This is a genomic window from Spiroplasma attinicola (assembly GCF_023509825.1).
Lineage (GTDB): Bacteria > Bacillota_I > Bacilli_A > Mycoplasmatales > VBWQ01 > Spiroplasma_D > Spiroplasma_D attinicola.
The window spans coordinates 445,534-471,753 of the sequence record NZ_JAKQXY010000001.1; the positions used below are offsets into that span (position 1 = coordinate 445,534).

22 protein-coding genes are annotated in these 26,220 nt (G+C 24.9%); 19 read left to right on the forward strand and 3 right to left on the reverse strand.

Annotation, left to right across the window (positions count from 1 at the left end; all coding sequences use genetic code 4):
• Complete coding sequence (gene dcm, locus LT335_RS02145) at window positions 1-1,287, reverse strand: DNA (cytosine-5-)-methyltransferase (protein WP_249728314.1); 1,287 nt, start codon at window positions 1,285-1,287, stop codon at window positions 1-3.
• 139 nt (window positions 1,288-1,426) lie between these two features.
• On the opposite strand from dcm, the gene LT335_RS02150 reads away from it, so the two are divergent.
• The 19 genes from LT335_RS02150 (at window position 1,427) to LT335_RS02240 (ending at window position 22,704) form a co-directional block, all read left to right on the forward strand.
• Complete coding sequence (locus LT335_RS02150; RefSeq protein ID WP_249728315.1) at window positions 1,427-2,827, forward strand: Sau3AI family type II restriction endonuclease; 1,401 nt, start codon at window positions 1,427-1,429, stop codon at window positions 2,825-2,827.
• A gap of 27 nt (window positions 2,828-2,854) precedes the next feature.
• Complete coding sequence (locus LT335_RS02155; protein ID WP_249728317.1) at window positions 2,855-4,147, forward strand: hypothetical protein; 1,293 nt, start codon at window positions 2,855-2,857, stop codon at window positions 4,145-4,147.
• A 1-nt stretch (window position 4,148) separates the two neighbouring features.
• Window positions 4,149-6,182, forward strand: coding sequence for an SNF2-related protein (locus tag LT335_RS04535; RefSeq protein ID WP_249728319.1), 2,034 nt, complete (start codon window positions 4,149-4,151; stop codon window positions 6,180-6,182).
• Window positions 6,183-6,417: 235 nt separating this feature from the next.
• Window positions 6,418-7,515, forward strand: a complete 1,098-nt coding sequence (gene ychF / locus LT335_RS02165) for a redox-regulated ATPase YchF (RefSeq protein ID WP_249728321.1) — start codon at window positions 6,418-6,420, stop codon at window positions 7,513-7,515.
• Between the two features lie 102 nt (window positions 7,516-7,617).
• Window positions 7,618-8,115, forward strand: a complete 498-nt coding sequence (locus LT335_RS02170; RefSeq protein ID WP_249728323.1) for a hypothetical protein — start codon at window positions 7,618-7,620, stop codon at window positions 8,113-8,115.
• Window positions 8,116-8,126: 11 nt separating this feature from the next.
• Window positions 8,127-8,744, forward strand: a complete 618-nt coding sequence (locus LT335_RS02175; protein WP_249728325.1) for a hypothetical protein — start codon at window positions 8,127-8,129, stop codon at window positions 8,742-8,744.
• A 64-nt stretch (window positions 8,745-8,808) separates the two neighbouring features.
• A complete protein-coding gene (locus LT335_RS02180) occupies window positions 8,809-9,546 on the forward strand; it encodes a hypothetical protein (protein ID WP_249728326.1) in 738 nt (245 codons plus the stop codon).
• Between the two features lie 14 nt (window positions 9,547-9,560).
• Window positions 9,561-11,012 carry a glutamate--tRNA ligase gene (gene gltX, locus LT335_RS02185; protein ID WP_249728327.1) on the forward strand — a complete coding sequence of 484 codons (1,452 nt, stop codon included), beginning with the start codon at window positions 9,561-9,563 and terminating at the stop codon, window positions 11,010-11,012.
• Window positions 11,013-11,021: 9 nt separating this feature from the next.
• Window positions 11,022-12,209 carry an HD domain-containing protein gene (locus LT335_RS02190; RefSeq protein WP_249728328.1) on the forward strand — a complete coding sequence of 396 codons (1,188 nt, stop codon included), beginning with the start codon at window positions 11,022-11,024 and terminating at the stop codon, window positions 12,207-12,209.
• 93 nt (window positions 12,210-12,302) lie between these two features.
• A complete protein-coding gene (locus LT335_RS02195) occupies window positions 12,303-13,445 on the forward strand; it encodes a HEPN domain-containing protein (protein ID WP_249728330.1) in 1,143 nt (380 codons plus the stop codon).
• Window positions 13,446-13,490: 45 nt separating this feature from the next.
• Window positions 13,491-15,149, forward strand: a complete 1,659-nt coding sequence (gene argS, locus LT335_RS02200) for an arginine--tRNA ligase (protein WP_249728331.1) — start codon at window positions 13,491-13,493, stop codon at window positions 15,147-15,149.
• Between the two features lie 27 nt (window positions 15,150-15,176).
• Entirely contained in the window at window positions 15,177-15,626 is a 450-nt protein-coding gene (gene rpoE, locus LT335_RS02205; RefSeq protein WP_249728332.1) for a DNA-directed RNA polymerase subunit delta, read from the forward strand.
• A 23-nt stretch (window positions 15,627-15,649) separates the two neighbouring features.
• Window positions 15,650-17,251, forward strand: coding sequence for a CTP synthase (gene pyrG / locus LT335_RS02210; protein WP_249728334.1), 1,602 nt, complete (start codon window positions 15,650-15,652; stop codon window positions 17,249-17,251).
• A gap of 81 nt (window positions 17,252-17,332) precedes the next feature.
• Complete coding sequence (fba, locus tag LT335_RS02215) at window positions 17,333-18,202, forward strand: class II fructose-1,6-bisphosphate aldolase (protein ID WP_249728335.1); 870 nt, start codon at window positions 17,333-17,335, stop codon at window positions 18,200-18,202.
• A gap of 311 nt (window positions 18,203-18,513) precedes the next feature.
• On the forward strand, window positions 18,514-18,954 hold the full coding sequence (locus LT335_RS02220) for an RpiB/LacA/LacB family sugar-phosphate isomerase (RefSeq protein WP_249728337.1): 441 nt from the start codon (window positions 18,514-18,516) through the stop codon (window positions 18,952-18,954).
• Between the two features lie 39 nt (window positions 18,955-18,993).
• The gene (glyA, locus tag LT335_RS02225) at window positions 18,994-20,370 is read left to right on the forward strand and encodes a serine hydroxymethyltransferase (RefSeq protein ID WP_249728338.1); all 1,377 of its coding nucleotides are present in this window, start codon (window positions 18,994-18,996) and stop codon (window positions 20,368-20,370) included.
• A 340-nt stretch (window positions 20,371-20,710) separates the two neighbouring features.
• Window positions 20,711-21,508 (forward strand): hypothetical protein, encoded by a 798-nt coding sequence (locus LT335_RS02230; protein WP_249728339.1) that lies wholly within the window; start codon window positions 20,711-20,713, stop codon window positions 21,506-21,508.
• A gap of 227 nt (window positions 21,509-21,735) precedes the next feature.
• Window positions 21,736-22,011: a hypothetical protein gene (locus tag LT335_RS02235; RefSeq protein WP_249728341.1), complete on the forward strand. Its 276-nt coding sequence runs from the start codon at window positions 21,736-21,738 to the stop codon at window positions 22,009-22,011.
• 42 nt (window positions 22,012-22,053) lie between these two features.
• On the forward strand, window positions 22,054-22,704 hold the full coding sequence (locus LT335_RS02240) for a hypothetical protein (protein ID WP_249728342.1): 651 nt from the start codon (window positions 22,054-22,056) through the stop codon (window positions 22,702-22,704).
• Window positions 22,705-22,849: 145 nt separating this feature from the next.
• Here the strand turns inward: LT335_RS02240 and LT335_RS04540 are convergent, their stop codons facing one another.
• Together LT335_RS04540 and LT335_RS04545 are read right to left on the reverse strand one after the other, a co-directional pair.
• Window positions 22,850-24,439 carry a sodium-dependent transporter gene (locus LT335_RS04540; protein ID WP_249728343.1) on the reverse strand — a complete coding sequence of 530 codons (1,590 nt, stop codon included), beginning with the start codon at window positions 24,437-24,439 and terminating at the stop codon, window positions 22,850-22,852.
• Window positions 24,440-24,540: 101 nt separating this feature from the next.
• Window positions 24,541-26,076, reverse strand: coding sequence for a sodium-dependent transporter (locus LT335_RS04545; protein ID WP_249728345.1), 1,536 nt, complete (start codon window positions 26,074-26,076; stop codon window positions 24,541-24,543).
• Between the last annotated feature and the right edge of the window lie 144 nt (window positions 26,077-26,220).

The following is a 26,220-nucleotide window of genomic DNA, read 5'->3' on the forward strand; positions in this document are numbered from 1 at the left end:
TTATAAGTGAGTTTCACTTATAATACTAATTTTTTTATTTATTTTAGATTTATTGTATTTTTGATTTCATAATTCTTGAATTGTATTACCCATGGTTTTAACTAAATCAACTACCAACGCATTACCCATACAAAAATATCTAAATCTTTCTGGCATATTAGTATTTGTTCAATTATCTGGAAAACCATTAATTCTTTCTGTTTCAATTGGAGTTAAAAATCTTATCTTTTTATTTAATGAATCATTTATTATATGTGAAGAGCGATTAATTGTACCTTCACTTGTTAACATTGTTCTTGCAGGTGCATCAATTCTATCAGGAAATGACATTTGTCCTTCTGAATAATAATATTTTTCTCCATTAGGTTTTTTTCTTTCAATTTGTTTTCTATCTTTTAATAACTTAATTTTTTCATATTGTTTATCATTTAAAAAATATTTTTTATCAACTTTAGTTTTAATGATAATATCTTTTAATAATTTTATTTTTTTATTATCAATATTTGGAATGCTTTTGGTTGTAAAAATTTTTGAATCAATCATACAACCGCTATTTTCGAAATCAAATTGAAAATTTTTAGATATATCTGATAAATTATCATATTTTTCTTTTATATCTATTGTTTTAATATCTTCTGGATTCAGTTTATTATTAATTGCAAAATTTTTTGCAAAAAATCCTTTTTCTTGCATTAGATTAATAGCTGTTGAAATATCATTATTTTTAATTTTTAAAAAATTAAGATTTTTTTTATAAGCAAATATAAAAGTTCGTCTTCTTTTTTGTAAAAAGCCATATTCTGCAGCATTGATTACTCTTCATTCAACATAATAACCATTATCATATAAATTTCTCAAAATTAATCCAAAATCTCGACCTTTTTGTAATTTAGGTGATTTTAATAAACGATCAACATTTTCTAATAAAATCATTTTTGGTTTTTTTTCCTTAATAATTCAACTAATTTCTCATCAAAGAACACCTTTTTCACCATTAATTCCAGCAGCTTGAGTTCTAGCTACTGAATAATCTTGACATGGGAATCCCCCGACTAATAAATCAATATTATTTGGAATATTAAATTTAGCACTTGCAATATCTTGATTAATATGATTTTTACTATAACCAAAATGTTCATTATAACAATTGAATGCATGTTGTTTTTGTTTATGAGGTTCTCATTGATTAGCTCAAATTGTTTTAAATGTAGCTTTTGAAGATTTTTCTAAACCTAATCGAAATCCTCCAACACCAGCGAATAGTTCTACTACTTTAATTTCTTTCATAAATCAATGAATACCTTTCTTTAAGACTATTTGTTTATTTTTTTTATTTATATTATAATATTAATAAATTCAGTATAAAAGATCAAGGGAAATTTAAATATAATTTAATTATAAATAATTTTATGGAAAGATCAAGGATATGGCATTAATGGAATTGGAAACAGAAGAACAAGTTATTAAAATGGCTGAATCTTTAAAAAATAAATCAGTAAATCAGATTATTAAAGAAATAAAATGAATTGATAATGATGTTAATTTAGAAAATAAGGGTTATGTAGGAAATATTATAGAAAGTTATTTTGGTATTAAAAGGAATAACTTTAGTAAACCAGATTTGCATCATTTGGGAATTGAAATAAAGTCTACGCCACTTAAAAAATTAAAAAATAAAGAAGATTTTTCGATAAAAGAACGGATGGTTTTAAATATTATTAATTTTAATCAAGAAAATTTAAATGATTTTTATCAATCTTCTTTCTTTAAAAAAAATAAAAAGATTTTAATGGTTTATTATTTATTTAATGATGAAATTTTAGATAAAGATTATTTTATTCATAATTTTATTTACCATGATTTATCAAAGATTCCTTTAAATGATTTAAATATTATTAAAAACGATTGGCAGATAATTGCAAATAAAATTAAAATGGGCAAAGCACATCAATTATCTGAAAGATTAACTAAGTATTTAGGAGCTTGTCCAAAAGGTAATACAAAAAATGATAGTTTAATTAATCAACCTTTTTCTGATATTAAAGCTATGAGGCGAGCTTATAGTTTTAAACCTCATTATTTGAAATATTTACTAATAAAAGACGAATATAAAGATAAATTACCAAGATTGAATATTATTGAAAATAAAAGTGTAATTAATTTTGTTTTTCAAAAAATTGTTCCCTTTATTAATTTAAATGTTAAAGAATTATGCAAAAAATTTAATATAAATTATAAAAGGAAAGATGTTAATTATGCACTTTTAAAAAGTATTTTTAATGTTAAAAATTTTAATTATATTGAAGAATTCTTAAAAGAAAATATTAAAATTCGCACTTATACGATTAAATCTAATAATACAATTCAAGAAGAATTTCCTTTTAATTTAGTAAATCCATATGAATTTGAAAATAATAATGAAATTTCTTTTTATGATTCTGAACTATATAACTATTTTATTAATACTAAATTTATTTTTATTGGCTTTAAAAAAGATGAAAATAATACTTATATTTCAAAAATATCATCTTTTGAATTTCCTGAAACAAATATTAATGATTTAAAATTATTATGAGAAGATACAAGAAAAAAATTTCAAGGCGATATTGTTATAAGTATAAAAAAAACTAAAAATGGAAAACTTAAAACAATTAATAATTTAATTTCTAAAAAAGATGGATATATTGGTCATATTAGACCAAAAGCACAAGATAGAAATAATCAATATTTAATACCTTGTGGCAAAAAAATTACTAGACAATGTTATTGATTAAATAAAGAGTTTGTTCAAAAATATTTTAAAGATTTAACCGAAGAATTAAATTAAAAATTTTTGGATAAATAGGGGGATAAAATGGAAAAAGAAAATTATATTTTTAAAGCAAGAGAAAATATAGAAAACATATTATTTAATAATAAGCCTATTCAAACTGGAATAACTGTTCAAGTTTTTCCAAATAAAACTTTTGATGTTTATGAAGTACCTTTAGAATTTTTAAAATTTAATCCATATAATGATCGGATAGCTTCATATATTAAAAGTTATGAATTTGAAAATAGTCATTTTGATATGGATTGACTTTCAGAAAAAGGACAAACAATTATTTCTGATTTTTTATGAGAATCAGATATTATAAATAATAAAAAAACTGAGGATGATATTAAGCAAAATAAACAGCATACTTTTGCGATTATTAATAAAAATGGTTTAGTAATTGATGGTAATCGCCGTCTTTGTATACTAAGAAAAATATGTTCTGAATTAAATTATCAATCTTCTAATATTGATTTTTTTAATAAATTAAAAACTATTGTTCTTGATGATTCTTTTTCTGAAATTGAAATTATGAGATTAGAAACAGCAATTCAAATGGGACAAGATGAAAAGTTAGATTATCAAGCAATTGAAAAGTATTTAAAAGTTAATAAATTATTACAAAAAGGCTTTAAAGAAGAAGAAATTGCTGCTTTAATGAAGAAAAAAGTAAAAGATATTGAAAATTACAAAAAAATATTTTCTTTAATGGAAAATTATTTAAATTATATTGAAGCACCTAATCAATTTCATTTTATTAGAAAATCTGAAGACCATTTTATTAATTTAAGCGCAACATTAGAAGCAATGAAAAGTAATAAATATCAAAGTGATTGAAAATATGATTTAACAGATGTATATGAATTTCAAAATATTGCATTTAATTATATTAGAATTGGATATGAAGGTAAGAAATTTCGAAAATTATTAGGAACACCGAATCCAAGAACTAAAGGAACAAAAAAGTCTTTATTTTCAAATGAAAAAAGTTGAAATGAATTTAGTAAAGTTATTAAAGATCTTAATGATCGAGCAGAAAAAATTATTACTCAAAGAAGTGATTTAATAGATAAAAAAGATATAGAAGAATGTTATAAAAAAGAAACTCATACAGATTTTGATAATTATTTAGAATTGGAAACTAATATTTTATCGATTACTAGTAAACGTTTTAAAGGCGAAGATTTGATGCATACAGCCTATGAGTATATTAACCAAATAAATGAAATTTTTGAAGAAACTAATATTACACCTAATTTTAAGAAAAATTTTAAAAAAATTAAGGAATTAATAGTAGAAATTGATGAAAAACTTTTACAGGGAGAAAATTAGGATGCTTACTATTAGTCAAAGTGATGGAAATTATATTGTTATTGGAAATATTAAAGTTTTATCTAAAAATGATGAAAAAAAATTATTTAGCTTTTTACAATTAGATTCAAATATTTTTCAAAATGTTAAAAGAACAGAAAATGAAATATCTTTTTCAGCTGAAAGTTTAAATAAATCTCTTAATCAACTTGAAAAATATCTTCAAAAGCAAAATATTAATGATTTTGAATTTGATAAAAATATTTCAAATTTTAAAAAGCAATTAAAAAATGATGAAAAAAAATTAAATGATTTAAGAAAAATTGGTAGTAATCTAAAAATAGGACAGAATATTTCAGAAGAATTTGAATTAGAATATAATGAATTTAAGAAATTTTGTGAAGTTAGTTTTCCACAAAATCATATTCCATATGAAAATCAAATTAAAAGTGCTTTTTTTCACTTAAAAATGGAAAAATCTTGTAATTTCTCTGCACCTGGTACAGGTAAAACAACAATAGTTTATACTTTATTTAGTTGATTAAAAAATAAAAGAAATGAAGTAGATGCAATATTTATTATTGGACCAGTTTCTTCTTTACTTTCTTGAAAACATGAATATCAAGAATGTTTTGGGCGAACTCCTAGTTCGACTGATTTTAATTTAAAAACTTTTAGAAGAGAGCTTAATATTGCTAATCCTCATAATACAAAAGATATAATTTATTTTTTAAATTATGAAAAAGTAAAATCTTGTAAAAAGGAATTAATTAATTTTTTTAAAAAATGAAAAATTTTATTAGTGTTAGATGAAGCACATAGAATTAAAAATCCGAAATCTCAGAGAACTAATTATTTGTCTGAAATTATAAATAATAATGAAGTAGATATTTCTTATCAAATAATTTTAACTGGAACTCCAATCCCTAATGGTTATGAAAATTTGTATTCTTATTTTGATTTAACAAAAAGAGATGAACTACCAATTCTTTCTAAAAGTTATGAAGAGCTTAAAAAAATCAAAAATGATGATGAAAATGAAATTGATGAAGTTTTTCAACAAGTTGCACCATTTTTTTATTCATTGCGAAAAAAAGATATGGGAAACTTTAAAGAGCCTGATTATATAAAAATTTATTGTCAAATGGAAAATTTTCAATCAAAATTATTTAATACTATCAGACAACGTTTATTTGAATATTGAATTCATGATGCTGATCAAAAAATAAATTTGGAATTTTATCGAAGTAAAATCATTAGATTATTACAAATTCAAACTGATATTAGAATGATTTTAAGGCCTGTTAATGATATTATTTTACAATTAAATGATTCCAATTCAGATGATTTTTTAGAAGAAGCAAATAATAAATTAAAAGAAACTTTAGAAAAAAAATCTTTTGATGCAGATATGAAGGAATTAAAATTAAGTATTAATACTTCAGAAATTAAAAATGCAATTGAAAAATATAATAAGGAAGGTAAGATTCCTGATAAATACATTGAATTATTATCTAAAGTAAAAGAGTTAATAAAACATAATGAAAAAGTTGTAATTTGATCTAGTTGAATTTATTGTATTAAAGAAATTTCAATTCTTTTAAATAAAGAGGGAATTGATTATGGTTTATTATATGGTGGCGTTTCATATGATAAACGTGAAGAATATATTGAAACTTTTAATAAAAATAGTCGTGAATTAATGGTTTTAGTGGCTAATCCAGCTTCTGTTGGAGAATCAATTTCTTTGCATAAAGTTTGTCAAAATGCTATTTATTTTGATATTAATTATAATGTTACTAATCATTTTCAATCAAAAGATAGAATTCATAGAGTTGGTATGCCAGAAGGTAAAGAGCAAGTGACATATTATTATTTATTATCTAAAGATTCTATGGAAGAAAATGTTCTTAATCATATTCAAAAAAAAGAACAAGCAATGAATAATTTTTTAGATAAGAATAATAATTTATTTAACTTTAAAGATAGTGACTTTAATAATTTTATGCCAAATATTGAAGATATAAAAGAAACATTAAAAGAAGAAAAGCAATAATAAAAATTTTATTATGTAAGATAACAGAGATATTTGAGACAAATTATTGCTAATATTTTATAGTTATTATAGAATTTATTATGAAAGACCTATAAAACGCGATTTGGTTTAAATCCGACGATCTAACCTGCATGTGTTGCGGGGCTATTATAGGCGAAAAGAGATGCAAACATCTCTTTTTTATTTTCGCTTTTTATGTTAGCATAGTATAAGTAAATATATTAAAGGAGTACAAATGTTAAAAGCAGGTATTGTTGGTTTACCTAATGTTGGTAAGTCAACACTTTTTAAAGCGCTTACTAATTCCCAAGTGCTAATTGAAAATTATCCTTTTGCGACAATTAAACCAAATATTGCAACTTGTATTGTTAATGATCCAAGAATTAATGATTTAGTTACAATTTTTCAACCAACAAAAGTAGTACCAACAGTTTTAGAGTTACATGATATTGCTGGTTTAGTAAAGGGAGCAAGTAAAGGTCAAGGTTTGGGTAATCAATTTTTAGCTAATATTAGAGAAGTTGATGCCATTTGCCAAGTAATTCGTTGCTTTGAAGATAATAACATTACTCATGTTGCCAATAAGATTGATTCTGTTGCTGACTTTGAAGTAATTGAATTAGAATTAATTTTTGCTGACCAAGAAGTAATTAAAAATCGTTTAGAACGAGTTGAAAAAAAAGCCAAGTCTATTAATGATAAAATACTTTTAGCAGAAATTGCTTTATTAAAGAAAATTAATCAATCATTAGATCAGGGAATTGCTGTTCGTGATCAAAAATTAGATGAAGCAGAAAAATTAATTATTAAACCATTTAACTTTTTAACAATTAAACCGTTAATTTTAATTGCTAATATTGCTGAAAGTGATTTAAATAAAAAAGAAAATCATTATCTTGAAACTTTAAAAGCTTATGCTAAGAAAAAAAATTTAGCAGTAATTGCTGTTTGTGCTAAAGTTGAGAGTGAAATTTCAGAATTTGATGAAGCAGAAAAAAAAGAATATTTAGCAATGTTGAATGTTCCAATGTCTGGTATTGATCAAATTGTCTTAGCGACTTATAAATTACTTAATTTAGCAACTTTTTTTACGGCAGGACCAAAAGAAGTTCACGCATGAACTTTTATTCAGGGAATGAAAGCACCAGAGTGTGCTGGAATTATTCATACTGATTTTATGAAAGGTTTTATTCGTGTTGAAGTTTATAATTATCAAGATTTAATTGCTTTTGGTAATGAAAAAAAAGTTAAAGATGGTGGTAAATTAAGAGTTGAAGGTAAAACTTATGAAATGCAAGATGGTGATATATGCTATTTCCGTTTCAATGTTTAATTAAATTAAAAAAAGATTTTTTTGTCAATTTTAATAATTGTTATAAAATATAGTAAATAATTTATTTTTTTCAAAAAAATAATATAAAGGAGTAATATGTAAATGTCGAACAAAAATAATCAAATTGAATATAATAAAGAGCGTGAAGCTTATGTTCCTCACGATACTAAGTTGAAAGATCCAGTCTTTAAAAAATTAAAACAAGGACGAATGATGCTATTTATTTCATCAATTGTTCATCTTGGAGCTTGTGCTGTTTTCTTAATCTTACTATTAGTAGGTTTAATTTCTGGTAAAGAATTAACAATTCTTGGATTAACTAAATATCAAACAATTTTAGCTTTATGTTATGTTGGTATTTCAGTTTTAATTGATATTTTAGCTTTTCTTTTACCAGCTAGAAAAGCAAAGAAAAAGAATTATTTCCGAATTATTGCTATTTTAACTTTAATTCTTTCAACTTTAATTCTTAGTGGCTCTTTTGTTTTTTGAGGAACACCAACTTTATTATTTTATTCAATAATTACTTTAATTGCTTGAGCATTCCAAGTAGTATCTGCAATATTTTTAATTTTAGTAGTTGAAGCACTTCCTAATTAAAAGGTGAAATGATGGAAAACCAAAAACTTTTTTTAAATTCTAAAGCAAGCGAAAATATTAAAAAACATCGCTTTGTTCCTTATCAAGATAAAATTAGAACAGCTTATTTTGCTTATTCTGGTTTATTTTGATTCTTTGGAATTTTAGTTTTTGCTTTTAGTCTTTTTATCATTGTTAATTTAGCAGTTAATAATAAATATCAAATTAGTGGCAGTATGAAAGACATTAATATTTTTTGTACACCAATTCTTAATATGGTTTTAGTTACTTTTTCTTGAATTTTATTATTTTTTGCACCACACAAAATTTATCATAATCCAAAAAGTAGTCTTATTATGCTTTATTTCAGTTTCTGATTTTTAGTAGTTAGTGTTCTTTTGAATAGTCAATTACAAATAACATATTCTAATCAGTATTTAGATACAGGATTTTATCATTGAATTAATCGTAGTGTCTTAATTGTTCTAGTTGTTTTAATGATATTTGCCATGTTTTTTTTGCAAATCTTTTTTTGAATTATGCGTCATAAATTTTCTTTTATGCCGAGTGATTATGAAATTTATCGACAAAGATCAATTGATAAGAAAGCTAAAAAAGCATTAAAAAAACAAAATAAATTAAAAAAGTAAAAATCTAAATCAACAAGTAATTCTTAATAAAATGATATATTTATTCTAAGATGGGAGAATAAATATGGAAAATAAAAGTAGAATTGCTTGATTTTCAATTTTTTATATTATTTTATTTTTATTTGGTATTTATAATTTAATATTTTTAGTTATAATTTGAGAGAACCATGAATTACTTAGATTGTATTCTCAAGGATTTAAGGTAATTGGTAATAATGGTGACAAAATATCAAGTGCTAGTTCTTTTGCGATTTATGGTCTAATAACAATTGGAACGGTTTTTGCTTTTTTTGGTATTTTAGGTGCAATTCTTAGTCAAACATTAGTTTCAATCGCAGATACACCAAGAAAAAAGTTAGTTGGTTTAATTGTTGGTTTTACATTAGTTATTGTTGGGTTTTATTTTGGTTTTATTTCTCAATTATTTTATTATCAATGAAATAATAGTGCAATAAAGATTGTTGAAAATTCAAGTGGAATAACTTATAATGCTAATCATTTTTATCAAAATTGACTTAATATTATTGAAATTTGATCAGTTTTTGCCATTTTCTTAATTTTATTAATTCTTTCGATTTTTTTAATTCTTAAATTACACCAAAAAAATCTTGATTGAACAAGACATAATAATGCTAATCAAAAAGAAGAATTAAATTTAGAAATTACTGCTCCCTTTCCAAGTAATAGTGAATTTGATCCAAATGAAACGCAAACTATTACTTTGAATCTTGATACTACTGATAAAATAATGGCACGAAAGAAAAAGAAACAAAGAATAAAAAAACTTAAAAAAAATAAATAAAGAATGGATGAAAAATGGAAATTCGTGTTAGATATGCTCCAAGCCCAACAGGGTATTTACATATTGGTGGAGCAAGAACCGCAATTTTTAATTACTTATTTGCCAAACATAATAATGGTAAATTTATCGTGCGAATTGAAGATACTGATATAGCAAGAAATGTTGCTGATGGTATTGCTTCACAATTAAATAATTTACGCTGATTAGGTTTAGAAATTGATGAAACAATTGATACTAAAGGTAGCAAATATGGCCCTTATCAACAAACTGAAAGATTAGATATTTATCGTCATTATGCTAATAAATTAATTGATGAAAATCATGCTTATCATTGTTTTTGTACGCCAAAAATTTTAGAAGCAATGAAAAAAGCGCAAGAAAAAGCAAAGGTTCCTGCCTTTAAATATGATGGTCGTTGTGCTAAATTATCACCTTCTGAAGTTAATAAAAAATTACAAAGTAAAGTTGCTTTTGCAATTCGGTTAAAATCACCAAAACATAGAACTTTTATTGTTAATGATATTGTTCGTGGTGAAGTAAGTTTTAATAGTAAAGATATTGGCGATTTTGTTATTATTAAAACTAATGGTATCGCAACATATAATTTTGCTGTTGTTATTGATGATTATTTAATGAAAATTAGTCATGTTTTTCGTGGTGCTGAGCACTTGTCAAATACACCAAGACAATTAATTGTTTATGATTATTTTAAATGAAGTGCACCAAAATTTGGTCATTTAACTTTAATTACTAATCAAGAAGGCAAAAAATTATCAAAACGAGATGGTAGTTTAATGCAATTTATTGAACAATACCGTAATGAAGGATATTTACCAGAAGCGCTATTCAATTTTATTAGTTTATTAGGGTGAAATCCTCATGAAGAACGGGAAATCTTTTCTAAAGCAGAATTAATTAAGATTTTTAATAGTGATTATTTTAGTAAGTCACCAGGAATGTTTGATATTAAAAAATTATTATGAGTTAATAATCATTATATTAAAGAACTTTCTGAAGCAAAATATTTAGATTTAGTTACTCCTTTTGTTAAAAAAGCGTATGATTGAAATAGTAGACCTGAAACTTGATGAAAAGAATTACTATTGATTTACCAAAAACAATTAATGTATGGTGCTGAAATTACTCAGCTAATTAAATTCTTTTTAGAAGATAAAACAACTTTAACAAAAGATAGTCAAGAATTTTTGAAAAATAATTCTACTTCATCACAACTTGTAATAAAAGTTTTTAGTCAAAAGATTAACCAACTTGATGATTGAAATGAAGAAAAGATTCATGATGTTATTAATCAAGTTAAAAGTGAAACAAAGATTTCTGGTAAATTATTATTTATGACAATTCGGATTGCTTGTTCTCGACAAACAAGTGGTCCAGAATTACCAAAGACAATTAAATTATTAGGGAAAAAGAATATTTTAACAAATATTAAAGATTTAAAATTTTAGGGGTTAATTATGAAGCAAAATGAAAGTTTAAATCAGCAAATTTTTATCCGTGACGCAATTCATAAGAATATTAATATTAACGAACCGGTGATTAAAGCACTAATTGATAGTAAAGAATTTCAAAGATTACGATGAATTAGTCAATTAGGTGGTGCACAAATTGCTTTTCCTAGTGCTACGCATACAAGATTTACTCATAGTTTAGGAGTTTATCATGTTTTAACTCGTGTTCTTAACCAAATTGGTAATAATGAATTAATTAGTGATAAAGAAAAGTTAATTATTAAAATTGCTGGCTTATTACATGATTTAGGACATGGTCCTTTTTCTCATAGTTTTGAAGGAGTTACTAATTTTAATAATGATAGTAAGTATCAGTTTAATCATGAATTTTATACTTGTGCTATTATTGGTGATGAAACGACTGAAGTTAATCAAATTTTAAAAAAATATCATATTAATGCTAATGACATTATTAATATTATAAAAAAAGATCACAAAAAATGTTCGAAATATCAAATTCAATTAATTTCATCACAACTTGATTGTGACCGAATTGATTATTTAATTCGTGATTGTTATTTTACTGGTGTTGATTATGGTTCAATTGATTTAGATTGAGTAATTAGTAATATGATTATTGATCAAAAACATGGAATTGTTTTTAATTATAAAGCACTCTGGGCAATTGAAAATTATTTAGTAACAAGATTTCATATGTATTTTCAAGTTTATTTCCATAAAAGCAGTATTTTTTTTGATTTAAAATTGCAAAAATTATTTAGTCAATTAAGAAAATTATTGCAAGAAAACTATCAATGAAAAATTAATATTGCGATAATTATTCCAATTTTAAAACAAGAAATGATTAGTGTTAATGAATATTTAAAGCTTAATGATGCAACAATTCTTAAACTAGTCCAAGATATTATTTTTTATGAAACTGATGAAACTTTAATTATTTGAGCAAAAGCAATTTTATTTAATCAAGAACAATATAAGTTAACTTTAGAAAATGAAAAATCTAGTACTTCAAATCAATCGCAAGTAATAAAAAATGTTATTTATGATGTGACAAAAGAACCAATTATGATTAAACTTAACAATAATAAAATCTTACCTTTAGAAAAAGTTTCGAAAATTTTAAACAGTTCAACAAAAGAACATATCCTTTATTATTCTTTAATAAAAAAATAGTTTTTGAATTCAAGGTAAAAGGTTGCCTTAATTTTAATATTATGTTAAAAGTTATTAAAATTAAGATTTTTTTATTTTTAATGAGGAATACCAATGAATATTTTTTCACCACTTAAAAAAGTTTTAACTTATCATGAAGAACAAATTTTAAATATGTCAGTAAATGATTTTTATCAAGAAATGACAAAATATAATTTTGATTATGATGAAAGTATTGTAATTTTAGGAATACTTTTAAATAAAGTTGCAATTGATGATGTTAAAATAAAATTGAATTTACAAGAAAACAACCTTCGTGAAAAAGTTATTATTGATTTTGCGATTTTTACTTATCTTTTTATTGGTGATAAATATAATGATCTTGATGAAATTAATAACCTTACTATTGAATTAGCAGAACAAGAACATAAATTATTTGTTGAAACTTTAAGAAAATTAATTAGTAATTATTATCGTAGAGTTGACTTAACTAGTGTTTTAGGAAATGATAACGATCGTGCCAATATGTTTGCCGTAAATGCTTTGTTAAATATTAAAAGAGGAATTGGTTTTGATAATTTTCATATTACTTTATTTATGGTTTATCAATCTTTAGAATTGAAGTTAAAACACTGTTTAAAAAAATACATTAGTAGTGAACCAACAGCTCAAAAAAAACAAATTAATTTTCATAATTTAATTCGTTTAATTAAATTAATTAGTATTAATCGGATTGATGATGAAGAATTGGTAATTATTTTAAAGGATTTACGAGAATATTTACGATATTTTGAAAAAATTAATCCTGGTGGTCAAGCAGCAAGGTATGAAGCAGGACCTAACAATAGTTATTTTAATGAAAATAGTTATTTAGTTATTAATGAAAAGGAATTATTAGATAACTTTGTTCATGCTTTGAGTTTGTTACAAAAATTATATTTAAAATTAATTAAAATATATGATAATAAAAATATTAAAAATGAGAATTTAGAGCATTTACAATTAGATAAAAGTTTAATTAATCTAATAGGTGCTAATGATTTTGATGATAATAATCAAATTGATAGTAAATTCCGAAATTTATTAGATCAAGAAATTTTTGGTGATTATCAAGAATTAATTAATTTAAGTTATCAAGAGTTAGTTAATTTACGTTTTTTCATTCGGATTGGTTTTATTCAATATGTTAATCAAATTATTAATCAATTTTTAACTAATAAAAATGATCAAGAACAAAATATTTTAATTAAAGATTAATTATCTCAAACAAAATGAAAAAAATTTATTAAAAGGAGAACAATAGTGCAGGAAAAAAAAGAGAATAGTTATATTACTGATCAATTAAAACAAATTCTTATTGTTGCTGTAAAAAAGACTGATTATCAAATTAATGAAGCAAGTATTAGTGTCGAATTTAATCAACAAAAAAATGATTTTGGCGATTATTGATCAAATCTTGCTTTACAATTAGCGAAGAAATATCAAAAAAAGCCTAACTTAATTGCTAAAGAAATTGTTGATAAAATCGTTAAAAAAGATTTAATTGAAAAGATTACAATTTTAGGACCAGGATTTATTAATTTTACAATTAAAATTGATGCTTTTTATCCAATTTTAAAAGCAGTTTTAAGTCAAAAAGAAAATTATGCGAAATTAAAACCAAATAATTTAAAATATAATGTTGAGTTTGTTAGTGCTAATCCAACAGGATTATTACATTTAGGGCATGCAAGAAATGCTGCAATCGGTTCAACACTTGCTAATATTTTAGAGCATCGTGGCTATCATGTTATTCGTGAATATTATATTAATGATGCGGGTAATCAAATTAATATTTTAGTTAATTCAATTTTTGTTCGTTATCAAAATCTTTGTGGAGCTAATATTTCATTACCAGAAGATAGTTATCATGGTGCTGAAATTATTTCAGCAGCACAAGCTTTCAAAGATAAATATCAATTAAAGTTTTATAAAAAGCAATTGGATGAAAAAAATCATAAAGTTTTTGCTGAATTTGGAATTAACTATATGTTACAAGAAATTAAAAATGATTTATCAAATTTTGATGTTGAAATGGAAATTTGATTTTCTGAAAGAAGTCTTTATCAAACAGGAGCAATTAAAAAAGTTTTAACAAAGTTAAAAGAAAATGGTAATAGTTATCAATCAGAAGGTGCTACTTGATTAAAAAGTACTAGTTTTGGTGATGATAAAGATCGAGTAATTATTAAATCTGATGGTTCTTATACTTATATGCTACCTGATTTAACTTATCACGATATTAAATATCATCGTAGTGATTTATTAATTAATATTTGAGGTGCTGACCATTCTGGTTATATTGCTCGAATTAAATCAGGAATGGCTGCTTTAAATGATGATCCTAATAAATTAATTATTGTTCCAACGCAATTAGTTCGTTTGATAAGAAATGGTGTTGAGCAAAAAATGTCAAAACGAGCAGGAACTTCAATTACAATGAAAGAATTATTAGCAATTGTTGGCAAAGATGTTTTGCGATATTATATGATTTCTCGTGCTTCTGAAAGTCATTTAGATATTGATATTGATATTGCAACAAAGAAAAATCAAGATAATCCAGTATTTTATTTACAATATGCTCATGCTCGAATTAATCAAATTTTTAGTCAAGCAGAAAAATTTAATGCTATAAAAACAATTAATTTATTAACAAATAAAAAAGAAAAAGAATTATTAATCTTAATTGATGAATATAATTTTGTTTTGAATCGGATTGTTACAACTTTACAACCGCATTTAATGGCAAATTATTTACAAAGATTAGCAAAATCTTTTCACTCTTATTATAATGAGTGTAAAATTATTAACATTGATAATCAGAAGTTAACTGATCAAAGATTAAGTTTAGTTTTAACAATTAAGTATTTATTATTTAATGGTTTAAAATTAATAGGTGTTAATGCGCCAGACAAAATGTAAAACGCAATAAATTTGAGGTGAAAAGGAATGGAAAATCGTACTAGGTTGCTTGAAGTAGCCTATCAATATTTAATGAAACATAAGAAAGCAAGTTTCAATGATATTTGAAAGTATGTTAAAAAAGAATTAAATATTTCTTCACAATATGAAGAAAAAGCAATTGGTAATCTTTATACAGGGATGATTTTAGATACTAAATTCTTCTTGAAAAGTGATAAATTATGATATCCAAGAAATGAGATTTCTTTAGAAGAAATTAAATCACAAGTAACATCAATTACTAGTGATGATACTGATGATGAATTTGATTTATCAGAAGAAATTACAGAAGAAACAGAAATCTTTTCAGAAAAAGAAGAAGATTCAGATGATGATGAAGATGAAATCTTTATTGCTGAAGATAATTATGGCGATGGAGACGTTGAAACTCTTGATTTAGATTTAAATAAAAGAATCTTACAAGAAGAAGATTTTTAAAATTAAAAGTTAGGTACAGAATTATGGATACTAAATATATTTTTATTACTGGTGGTGTTGTATCATCTTTAGGAAAAGGAATTATTGCTGCGTCAGTTGGCCGAATTTTAAAACAAAAAAAATTAAAAGTTTTTATGCAAAAAATTGATCCTTATATTAATATTGATCCAGGGACAATGAGTCCATATCAACATGGTGAAGTTTTTGTTACTAGTGATGGTGCTGAAACTGATTTAGATTTAGGACATTATGAACGATTTATTGATGAAAATTTAACTTCAGCATCAAATGTCACAGCTGGTCGAATTTACCAAACAGTGATTGAAAAAGAACGAAAAGGGCTTTATCATGGTACAACTGTTCAAGTAATTCCTCATGTTACTGATGAAATTAAAAATCGGATTTTTAAAGTAGCATTGTCTAGTCAAGCTGATATTGTTATTATTGAAATTGGTGGCACAGTTGGTGACATTGAATCTTTAGCTTTTATTGAAGCAATTAGACAAATTCGCTATGAAAAAGGCAAAGAAAATGTTGCGATTTTGCATACAACTTTAATTCCTTATTTAACTGTTGCTGGTGAATTTAAAACAAAACCAAGTCAGAATTCTGTTAAAGAATTATTGTCTTTAGGAATTCAACCTGATATTTTACTTTGTCGTAGTGATGCACAAGTTCCTGATACAATTTTAGATAAGTTATCATTATTTTGTAATGTTCAAAAAGAATATGTTTTATCAGTGCCTGATTGTAATAGTATTTATCAAGTTCCTTTAATTTTGGTTGATCAAAAAATTGATTTACTTTTAACTAATTTATTAGGTTTAAATAAAACACCAGTTAATATTAAAGAATGACAAAAAATTAATAATCAAATTGAAAATCTTAAAAAAGAAGTAAAGATTGCAATTACTGGTAAGTATGCTAATTTAAGTGATGCTTATTTATCAGTGATTGAATCATTAAAAATTGCTGGTTATAGTTCTAATGTTAAAGTGAAATATGATATTCTTGATGCTGAAAAATTAACTAATAAAAACATTAAAGAAATTTTGAGTAAATATCACGGGATTGTTGTTCCTGGTGGTTTTGGTGAAAGAGGTGTTGAAGGTAAAATTTTAGCAATTAATTTTGCCAGAACACATAAAATTCCATTTTTAGGTCTTTGCTTAGGAATGCAATTAGCATGTGTTGAGTTTGCTCGTAATGTTTGTGGTTTAACTAATGCTAATTCAACTGAATTTAATCGTGAGACAGAATATCCAATCTTTGACTTATCAAGAGGTAATTCTTTAATTGATGGTATTGGTGGTACTTTGCGTTTAGGTAATTTTCCTTCAGTACTAGAAAGTAATACTTTAGCAAGAAAACTTTATCAAAAAGATATTGTTGAAGAAAGACATCGTCATCGTTATGAATTTAATAATCGTTTTCGTCAACGATTAATTGATAATGGTTTAGTTGTTAGTGGTGTTTATCAAGAAAAAGATTTAGTTGAAATAATTGAATTACCAAACAAGGTTCATCCGTTTTTTATTGCTAGTCAATTTCATCCTGAATTTACTTCAAGACTTAATCATCCTAATCCTTTATTTTTAGGTTTTATTAAAGCCACAATTGAATAAATTGCTATTTAATATTTTTTAAAATGTGATAATATTTTATAAGTGTTTAGAATAAATAATAGAAAATAAGAAGGTGCAAGTTTGAAAAATTTTGTTAATGCTAAAGCTTTAGTTGATTACGCTAAAGCAGGTAAATATGCCGTTGCTCATTTTAATATTAATAATTTAGAATGAACAAAAAGTCTTTTAGAAGTGGCTCAAGAAACTAAAAGTGGTATTATTTTAGGTGCTTCAGAAGGAGCAATTAAATATATGGGTGGTTATAATGTTGTTGCCAATATGGTTAAATCTTTAATGGCAGATTTAAAAATTACTGTCCCAATTGTTTTACATTTAGATCATGGTCAATCATATCAAGCATGTCAATCAGCATTAGAAGCAGGATTTACTTCAGTTATGTTTGATGGTTCACACTTGAGTTTTCCAGAAAATTTAGAAACTACTAAAAAAGTTATTGCTTTAGCTAAAAAATATCATGCTTCAGTTGAAGCCGAAGCTGGTAGTGTTGGTGGCGAAGAAGATGGTGTTGTTGGTTTGGGTGAAGTTGCTGATCCACAAGAATGTCAAAGTTTAGCTAAATTAGGAATTGATATTTTAGCCGCAGGAATTAATAATGTTCATGGTCGTTACCCAGATGGTTGAAAAGGTTTAAACTTTGATGTTTTAAAACAAATCGCTGAAGCAAGTAACAAACCATTAGTATTACACGGTGGTTCAGGAATTCCCAAAGAACAAGTAGCAAAAGCAATCAGTTTAGGAATTGCTAAAGTTAATGTTAATACTGAATTACAAGAAGCATTTGCTGGAGCAATTAGAAACTATATTATTAATAATAAAGACCAAGAAAATAAAGGTTATGATCCAAGAAAATTAATGAAAGATGCAACTTTAGCAATTAAAACTAAAGCGATTGAGTTATTAAAAGAATTTGGTTCTTATGGTAAATCATAAGAAAGAAAAATAAATATGGGGAAAAAAATTATTAAGATATTTTGAATTATACTATTCATTGGTTTTATATGTGCTAGTATTATTTGATTTCCATTCCAGTGTATTTTTCAAGTTTTATTGGGTGATAAAAAAGAAAATTCAAAGAAAGCAACTAAAAATAAGTTTTGAAACAAAAAATAATTAACAAGATAAAATAACTAATATTTTTGATATTAGTTATTTTTTTTAAATTTTGTTAAAATTGAAACAATAAGAATTATTTTTTAATAGCAAGATTAAAATAATAACTCTTGATAGTGAGGAGTGATTTTATGGAAAAGAAAATTAGAGTAGCAATTGCTAACGATCATACTGCTTTTGAGTTTCGTAAACCAATTATTGAATATTTAAAAAAGCAAGGTTATCAAGTTTTGGATTTGGGAACTGTTAATTCTAAACCAGTTGATTATCCTGATTATGGTTTTAAAATTGGTAAAGCAATTTCAGATCAAAAAGCCGATGTTGGAATTGCAATTTGTGGAACCGGAATCGGAATTAATATTGCAGCTAATAGAGTTCCTGGAATTAGATGTGCATTAGCTTATGAAGAAGAAACAGCACGGTTAGCTCGCTCACACAATAATGCCAATGTTCTTGCTTTAGGAGCAAGAATTATTGCTGCTGAAAAAGGTGTTGAATTAGTAAAGGTATTTTTAAATACACCAACGAGTACTGAAGAACGACATCAATTTAGAATTAAAAAATTAAATTAATACAAAATCAAGAAAAAGTAAGAATGCGAGCAAGTCTTTATGAAAAAATCAGATGAAATAAAACCAATTTTAAATTATCAAACTAAGGTTGATCAAGCATTTAATAAAGGGTTAGATCCAAAGTTAACTGATATTGTTAGAAATGAAATCAAACGCCAACAAAATCATATTGAATTAATTGCTTCAGAAAACTATGTTTCACAAGCAGTATTAAAGTTAGCAGGTAGTGTTTTAACTAATAAATATGCTGAAGGATATCCTCATGCTCGTTATTATAATGGTTGTGAAAATGTTGATATTGCCGAAGAATTAGCAATAACAAGATTAAAAGCGTTATTTGCTTGTGGTCATAAACCAGGCGAAAAATTTAAAGATAGTAATGGTAAAGAATGAACTTGTAAACAAGCTAATGCTCATGCCAATGTCCAACCACATTCAGGAAGTCAGGCGAATGCTGAAGCTTATGCAGCAGTTTTAAATCCGTTAGATGCAATTTTGGGTATGGCTTTAGATGCTGGAGGACACTTAACTCATGGTTATCCTGTTAATTTTTCTGGGAAAACTTATCATGGTTTAGCTTATGGTGTTAATGAAAAAAATGAACAATTAGATTATGAAGCGATTTTAAAATTAGCAAAATCATATCAACCAAAAATTATTGTCGCTGGAGCTTCTGCTTATTCAAGAACAATTGATTTTGCCAAGTTTCGTGAAATTGCTGAATCATGTAATGCTTATTTAATGGTTGATATGGCTCATATTGCTGGTTTAATTGCAGCAAAACAACATCCAACACCAGTTTGCCATGCTGATTTAATTACGACAACAACTCATAAAACTTTAAGAGGACCACGAGGCGGAGCAATTTTAACTACTGCAGCATTAGCAAAAAAGGTAGATAGTGCTGTTTTTCCTGGTAATCAAGGTGGACCATTAGAACATATTATTGCGGCAAAAGCCCAAGCATTTTATGAAGCATTAACTCCTGAATTTGTTGAATATCAAAAACAAGTTATTAAAAATGCCAAAGCGTTTGCCAAAGAATTTAGTAATGCTGGTTTTTATGTTGTTGCAGGTGGAACTGATACTCATTTATTAACAATTAATGTTTTAAAAATTAATGGTTTAAATGGTCAAAAAGCGGTTGATATTTTAGAAAAAATTAATATTGTTGCTAATAAAAATGCTGTACCATTTGATAAATTATCACCGAAAATTTCTAGTGGTGTTCGTTTTGGTTCGCCAGCAATGACAACACGAGGTTTTAAAGAAAAAGAGTTTCAGCAGTTAGCAAAAATTATTATTAAAGCATGAAAATTACCAAAAGGAATTGAAGATTCTGGTTTGATTGCTTTGAAAGATGAAGTTGATCAATTATTAGCACAGTTTCCGATTTATCCGAATATCGTATTTTAAATAATAGCAATTTCAAATAATATTTAAAAATCTGCAATTAATTTTGCATTTTTTGTATTTGTTTTTGGATAATGGATTCTTGTTTTCATTTTTTAAAGTGTTAAAATAAAAATATAATAAAGAACGAAAAAATTTAGAAGAAAAAATTAGCACTGGAATCATTGCATTTAATGATATTTTTACTTTAGGTCATTTACCTTATACTATTCTTAGTGCTTCTTTGTCAGCAATTGAAGGTACATTAAGTGCAACATCTTGAGCTTTTCCAGCAGATGTAGCCTTAATTGGAGTTATAGCAGGAATATTAGGTTGAATTAGTTTTTATAAATAGGAAAATGATATGTCTTATTCTTGAATTTATGTAGTATGTATTTTACTTTCTTTAAATGTTGGATTTTTAGCTGGTTTAGGTTCATACTTACCTCCTTATATTGGATTATCACGATTTAAAAATGCTATGATTATTTTTGCTAAAGAACCAGAATTTGATAATTTTTCTTTTATGCTTAAAAAATTTAAATATCATTATTTAACTGCTTATTTTATAATTGGTGGAATGTCTTATATGAGCTATGGTGTGTTATTATGAGGTTCTTGACTTTTATTTCAAGAAAAAATCCTTATACCTGAGGTAATTATTCTTTTATTTTCTTTTATTGGCTATTATTTCAGATTAAGAAGATTATGAAGAAACATTAAAAAATTGGGTATACAAACTAATGAAGAAGTTCTTACTAGTTTTCAAATTCATAGAGAAAGAATTAATATTGAAGAAGTGAAATCTTTTCAATTGTTTAAATATTATTTTAATGATAAATCTAAAAGTAAAATTTCTAGATATAATTTACCTTTACAACATAATCAAAAAAGAATTGCTAAAATGACTAAGCAATTAGCAAAAAAAAGAAATCATCTTAGTCAGGAAAAATATAATTTTAAAATATTAATCCTTTATATTAATTATCTAAAAAGACATGCTACTTTTTACAAATGACTTGAAAATGATTCTAATAATTATATTGATAATCAATATGTTGTAATTGAAAAAGAAAAATATGAAAATGTAAAAATTTTGAAAAAAGTATTAATTAATAATTTCTTTGCTTTTGTTAATCAAGCAGAGCAAGAATTTAATTAAAAATAAAGTCTAAGCAACTTAATTAAATATTTATTAAACTAAAAACATAAATCAATCTCACAAATAGCTAAAGACCTTAAAAAACGAAAGCACAATTTCAAGAGAAATTAAAAGAAATATTCAAATTATTTATCATCGAAAATGTGGTGACTATGAAATAGATTTAATTAATTCAAAACAAGGAAGTAAAAATTCGTTACTAACACTAGTTAATTGCAAAACTCGTTATGGTTGCTATAAAAGTAACATCAAAATATATGAGTCATATTAATGAAAAATTACTTGAACTAATTAATAAAAATGAAATTAAAATTAAAACAATTATCAAAGATAATAAGCCAGAATTTAATGATCTAATTAAAGTCACTAAAGACTTAAACATTAAAGTTTATCGATATAATCTTTATGCTTCTTGTGAAAAAGAAACAAATGAAAATTTTAATGATTTAATAAGAAGAATATTTTCAAAAGGAAGTAATTTTGTAGATTTTATTTATTTTTAATTATAAAAGTGGCACAATAATTTTAAAGAAGGGGGCCTAAAAATGATTAAAACTAGAATTTCTTTACAATCAATATTGTTAGCTTCATATTTACTTTTAATTTTTGCAATGATATTTAATGTTACTTTTGATTTGATTGATTGACAGAAAAATGAAATTTTACCAGCAAGCATTTGTTTGATTATTTTTATTATTTGTTTTATTAGTGGTATTTTCAATGTTTTTTATTGCAAAAAAATTAATAAAAAATTAGTTTGAACTTTTATGTTTTATTTATTTTTACCTTTTTCAGTTCCATTAATAATTTTAGAAACAAAATATAAAGTCAAAATTAATAATGAAAATGATTTTCAACAAGTAAAGCAATCAGATTTTATTTGAAAATTTCTTATTATTACAACCATATTACAAGTAGTTAGTTTATTTTTAATTATTAGTGGAGTAATAATATTTTTTCAATTTAATGCTAGCGATTTAAATTTAATCGGTTGATTTTTTTTAATTATTGTTATTTTAATGTTAATTGGGTTAGCATCCTCATGAGCTTATTTTTTAACTAATAAGAAAGTTTTTAAAATTATGATGATTTTTAATTTACAATTTGGTTGGCCGTTATTTTTTCTTAATTTTATTATCACAAATAATAATCGAGAAAATAAAAATAATATTGAATTGAAGAGACTGGAAAACTAAGAAATATATTAAGAAAAGTAGAAAAATAATAATTTTTTTAATTAAAAAAGGAATGAACTTAATCAAATCTTGATTAAACCATTCCTTTTAATTTTGTTTCATGACTAAATATTATGGAATTCAATATATTTAGACAAATTAGTTTTTATTCATTTGTCGTTTCATTCACGATATTTGTTTCTTTTTCTTTTGATTTTTTATTCTTTGAAATTTTACTTTTTAATTTATTAACTTTAATTTTAATTGTTTGGTAGTAAGTAAAGATTGCCGCAGTAATTAAAGTAAAAAATGCACCTAAGGTTGTACCAATTGTTAAGAAAACAAAAATATTATTTTCAATATTATTTATTAGTTGATATAAAGCGAAACCAAGATTTAAAACAATTATAAGTGGGATTATGATTAAGCAAAGAATTCTAAAACCATATTTATCTCATTTAAATCATGATTTTTCATTATTAAATTTTCGTAAATCAGGATAAATTTTTCATAATCAACAAACACCGATTAATTCAAAGATTCCAATAATCATTTGTAAAATTCCAGCAGATCAAGTAGCAACACCATCAATCAAAGCAGCACTATTATTAAAGATAAACAAAATATCAACTAAAAGACTAATAATAATTACTCCAATAATTATTTTTGATCGTTTTATTTTTCATTCTATTGCAACAGGATTAACAATTGCTTCTAATAATGCAATTAATGAGGAAATTCCGGCAAAAAATACTGAAAGAAAAAAGAAGATTGCCAAACTATGACTAAGCACCAGTAGTCCGATATTATTATTACCAGCAATAATGGCAAAGATTTGTGGGAAAACTTGAAATATTAATGTTGGACCTGGTTGAAATATTTTTTCAATTGGTTGATTTAAGTTTTTAGCAATTGCTCCGATGCCAGTAAAAACAGTACAAGATGTAATTAAAGCAACAATAATTGTACCACCAGCAATTATTAATGTTTTATTAACATTATCTTGATTTTTTGGAGCATAACTAGCAAAAATAATCATTGCTCCAGTACTAGTAGTTAACATAAAAAAAGCAGAACCAAAGGCATCAGTTCAAATGCTTGGGTTTAAAAGACTATTACTATGAAAACTGAACATTTTTTTTAAACCACTTCCAGCACCATCTAAAGTCATAGTATAAATCATCATAATTATCATTAATATAAATAAACCAGGAACAAGAATTTTGTTAGCAATATCAAGTCCTTTTGTGACGCCACCTAAAACAATCAGCCCTGTTAATAATCAAACTGCTAATAAACTAAGTAAAACTCAAATGCTAACATTTCCTAATTGTGAAAATCCTTGCGGATTAGCATTAGTTTGACCAATTAAAACTTTTAAAAAATAATCTTCTTTAGTTAGACCTGGCAGAAATGCCATAATTAAAGCTAACAGTGATCAAGCAACTAGAACACTATAGAAAATGCTTGTTAATCAAGACATTGCTGATTGTAAAAAACCAAAGAATTTCCCTGGTTTATTAGCTAATTCTTCAAAAATCATCACATGATTTTTACGATATTTTGTTCCAAGATTAAATTCTATTAATAATAAAGGAACGCCACAAACTAATAAGGCAATTAAAAATGGTATCAAAAAGATACCACCATATTGATTCATTTTTGTTGGGAATCCTCAAATTCCACCAAGACCAATAGCCGTACCCAGAGCTGACATGATAAATCCTCATGCTGAAATTGTTTTCTTATTTTTCATGACATACTCCTGGTATTTAATTATATATAAATTTATATATCAGCAAATTTTATAAGATTATTATGATAATTACAAGTTTTTTTATTTTTTATTTGAAGATTTTAATTTAAATGATTTTTTTTATCTTTTTGAAAGAATTTTTTAATATCTTGGAAATAAGTAAAGATTGCTGCAGCGATTAAAGTAACAAATGCACCCAAAGTTGTTCCAATTGTTAAGAAAACAAAGGTATTGGCTTTAATATTATTTACTAATTGATATATAGCAAAACCAAGATTCAATGCAATAATTACAGGAATAATAATTAAACAAAAAAATCTAAAACCATATTTATCTCATTTAAATCAAGATCTTTCATTATTGAATTTTCGTAAATCAGGATAAATTTTTCAAATTCATGAAACACCAATTAATTCAAAGATTCCAGTAATCATTAATCAAATTCCTGCTGCTCAAGCAGCTAATCCATCAATTAATGCTGAGCTATTATTAAAAATAAATAAGATATCAACTAAAAGACTAACGATAATGATGCCAATAATTAATCTTGAACGCTTTGCTTTTCATTCAATTACTAAAGGATTAACAATTGTTTCTAACATTGCGTATACTGAAGAGATTCCGGCAAAGAAAACTGATAAAAAGAAAAAGATTGCTAAGATATGGCTAAGTACTAATAATCCCATATTATTATTACCAGCAATAATGGCAAAGATTTGTGGAAAAACTTGAAAGATTAAAGTAGGTCCTGGTTGAAAAACGTCGTTAATTTCTTTTCCTTGATGATGAGCAATAACACCAATTCCAGCAAAAACCGTACAAGCGGTAATTAAAGCAACAACTGTTGTACCACCGGCAATGATTAAACTTTTATTAGTATTGTCTTGTTTCTTTGGCGAATAACTGGCAAAAATAATCATCGTTCCAATACCAGTTGTTAACATAAAGAAAGCAGAGCCAAAGGCATCAGTTCAAATACTTGGACTTAAAAGTTTATCGCTATGAAAACTAAACATTGTTTTTAACCCTGTTCCAGCGCCATCTAAAGTCAAAGTATAAATCATCATAATTATCATTAAAACAAATAAACTAGGAGTAAGAATTTTGTTAGCAAGATTAAGTCCTTTTGCGACACCACCTAAAACAATGATTCCTGCTATTAATCAAACTGCTACTAAACTAAGCAAAACTCAAACACTAATATTTCCTAATTGTGAAAAACTTTTCGGATTGGGATTAGTTTCGCCAATTAAAACTTTTAAAAAATAATCTTCTTTAGTTAGACCTGGCAGAAATGCCATAATTAAAGCTAACAGTGATCAAGCAACTAGAACACTATAAAAAATACTCATTAATCAAATCATTGCTGATTGTAAAAAACCAAAGAATTTCCCTGGTTTATTAGCTATTTCTTCAAAAACCATAACATGATTTTTGCGATATTTTGCTCCAAGGTTAAATTCAATTAATAATAACGGCACAGCACAGACAATTAAAGCAATTAAGAATGGTATTAAAAAAGTACCACCATATTGGTTCATTTTAGTTGGAAATCCTCAAATTCCACCAAGACCAATGGAAGTACCCAAAGTTGACATGATAAAGCCTCATGCTGAAATTGTTTTCTTATTTTTCATTAAGATACTCCGGACTTATTTATATATTTTATATATTACCAAATTGTATAGAATTATTATTATAATTACAAGATTTTATTACTATTTTGAGTTTTAGTTAAATCATTTTTGGTAACAAAAACCAATTTTATTGGTGAAATGTAC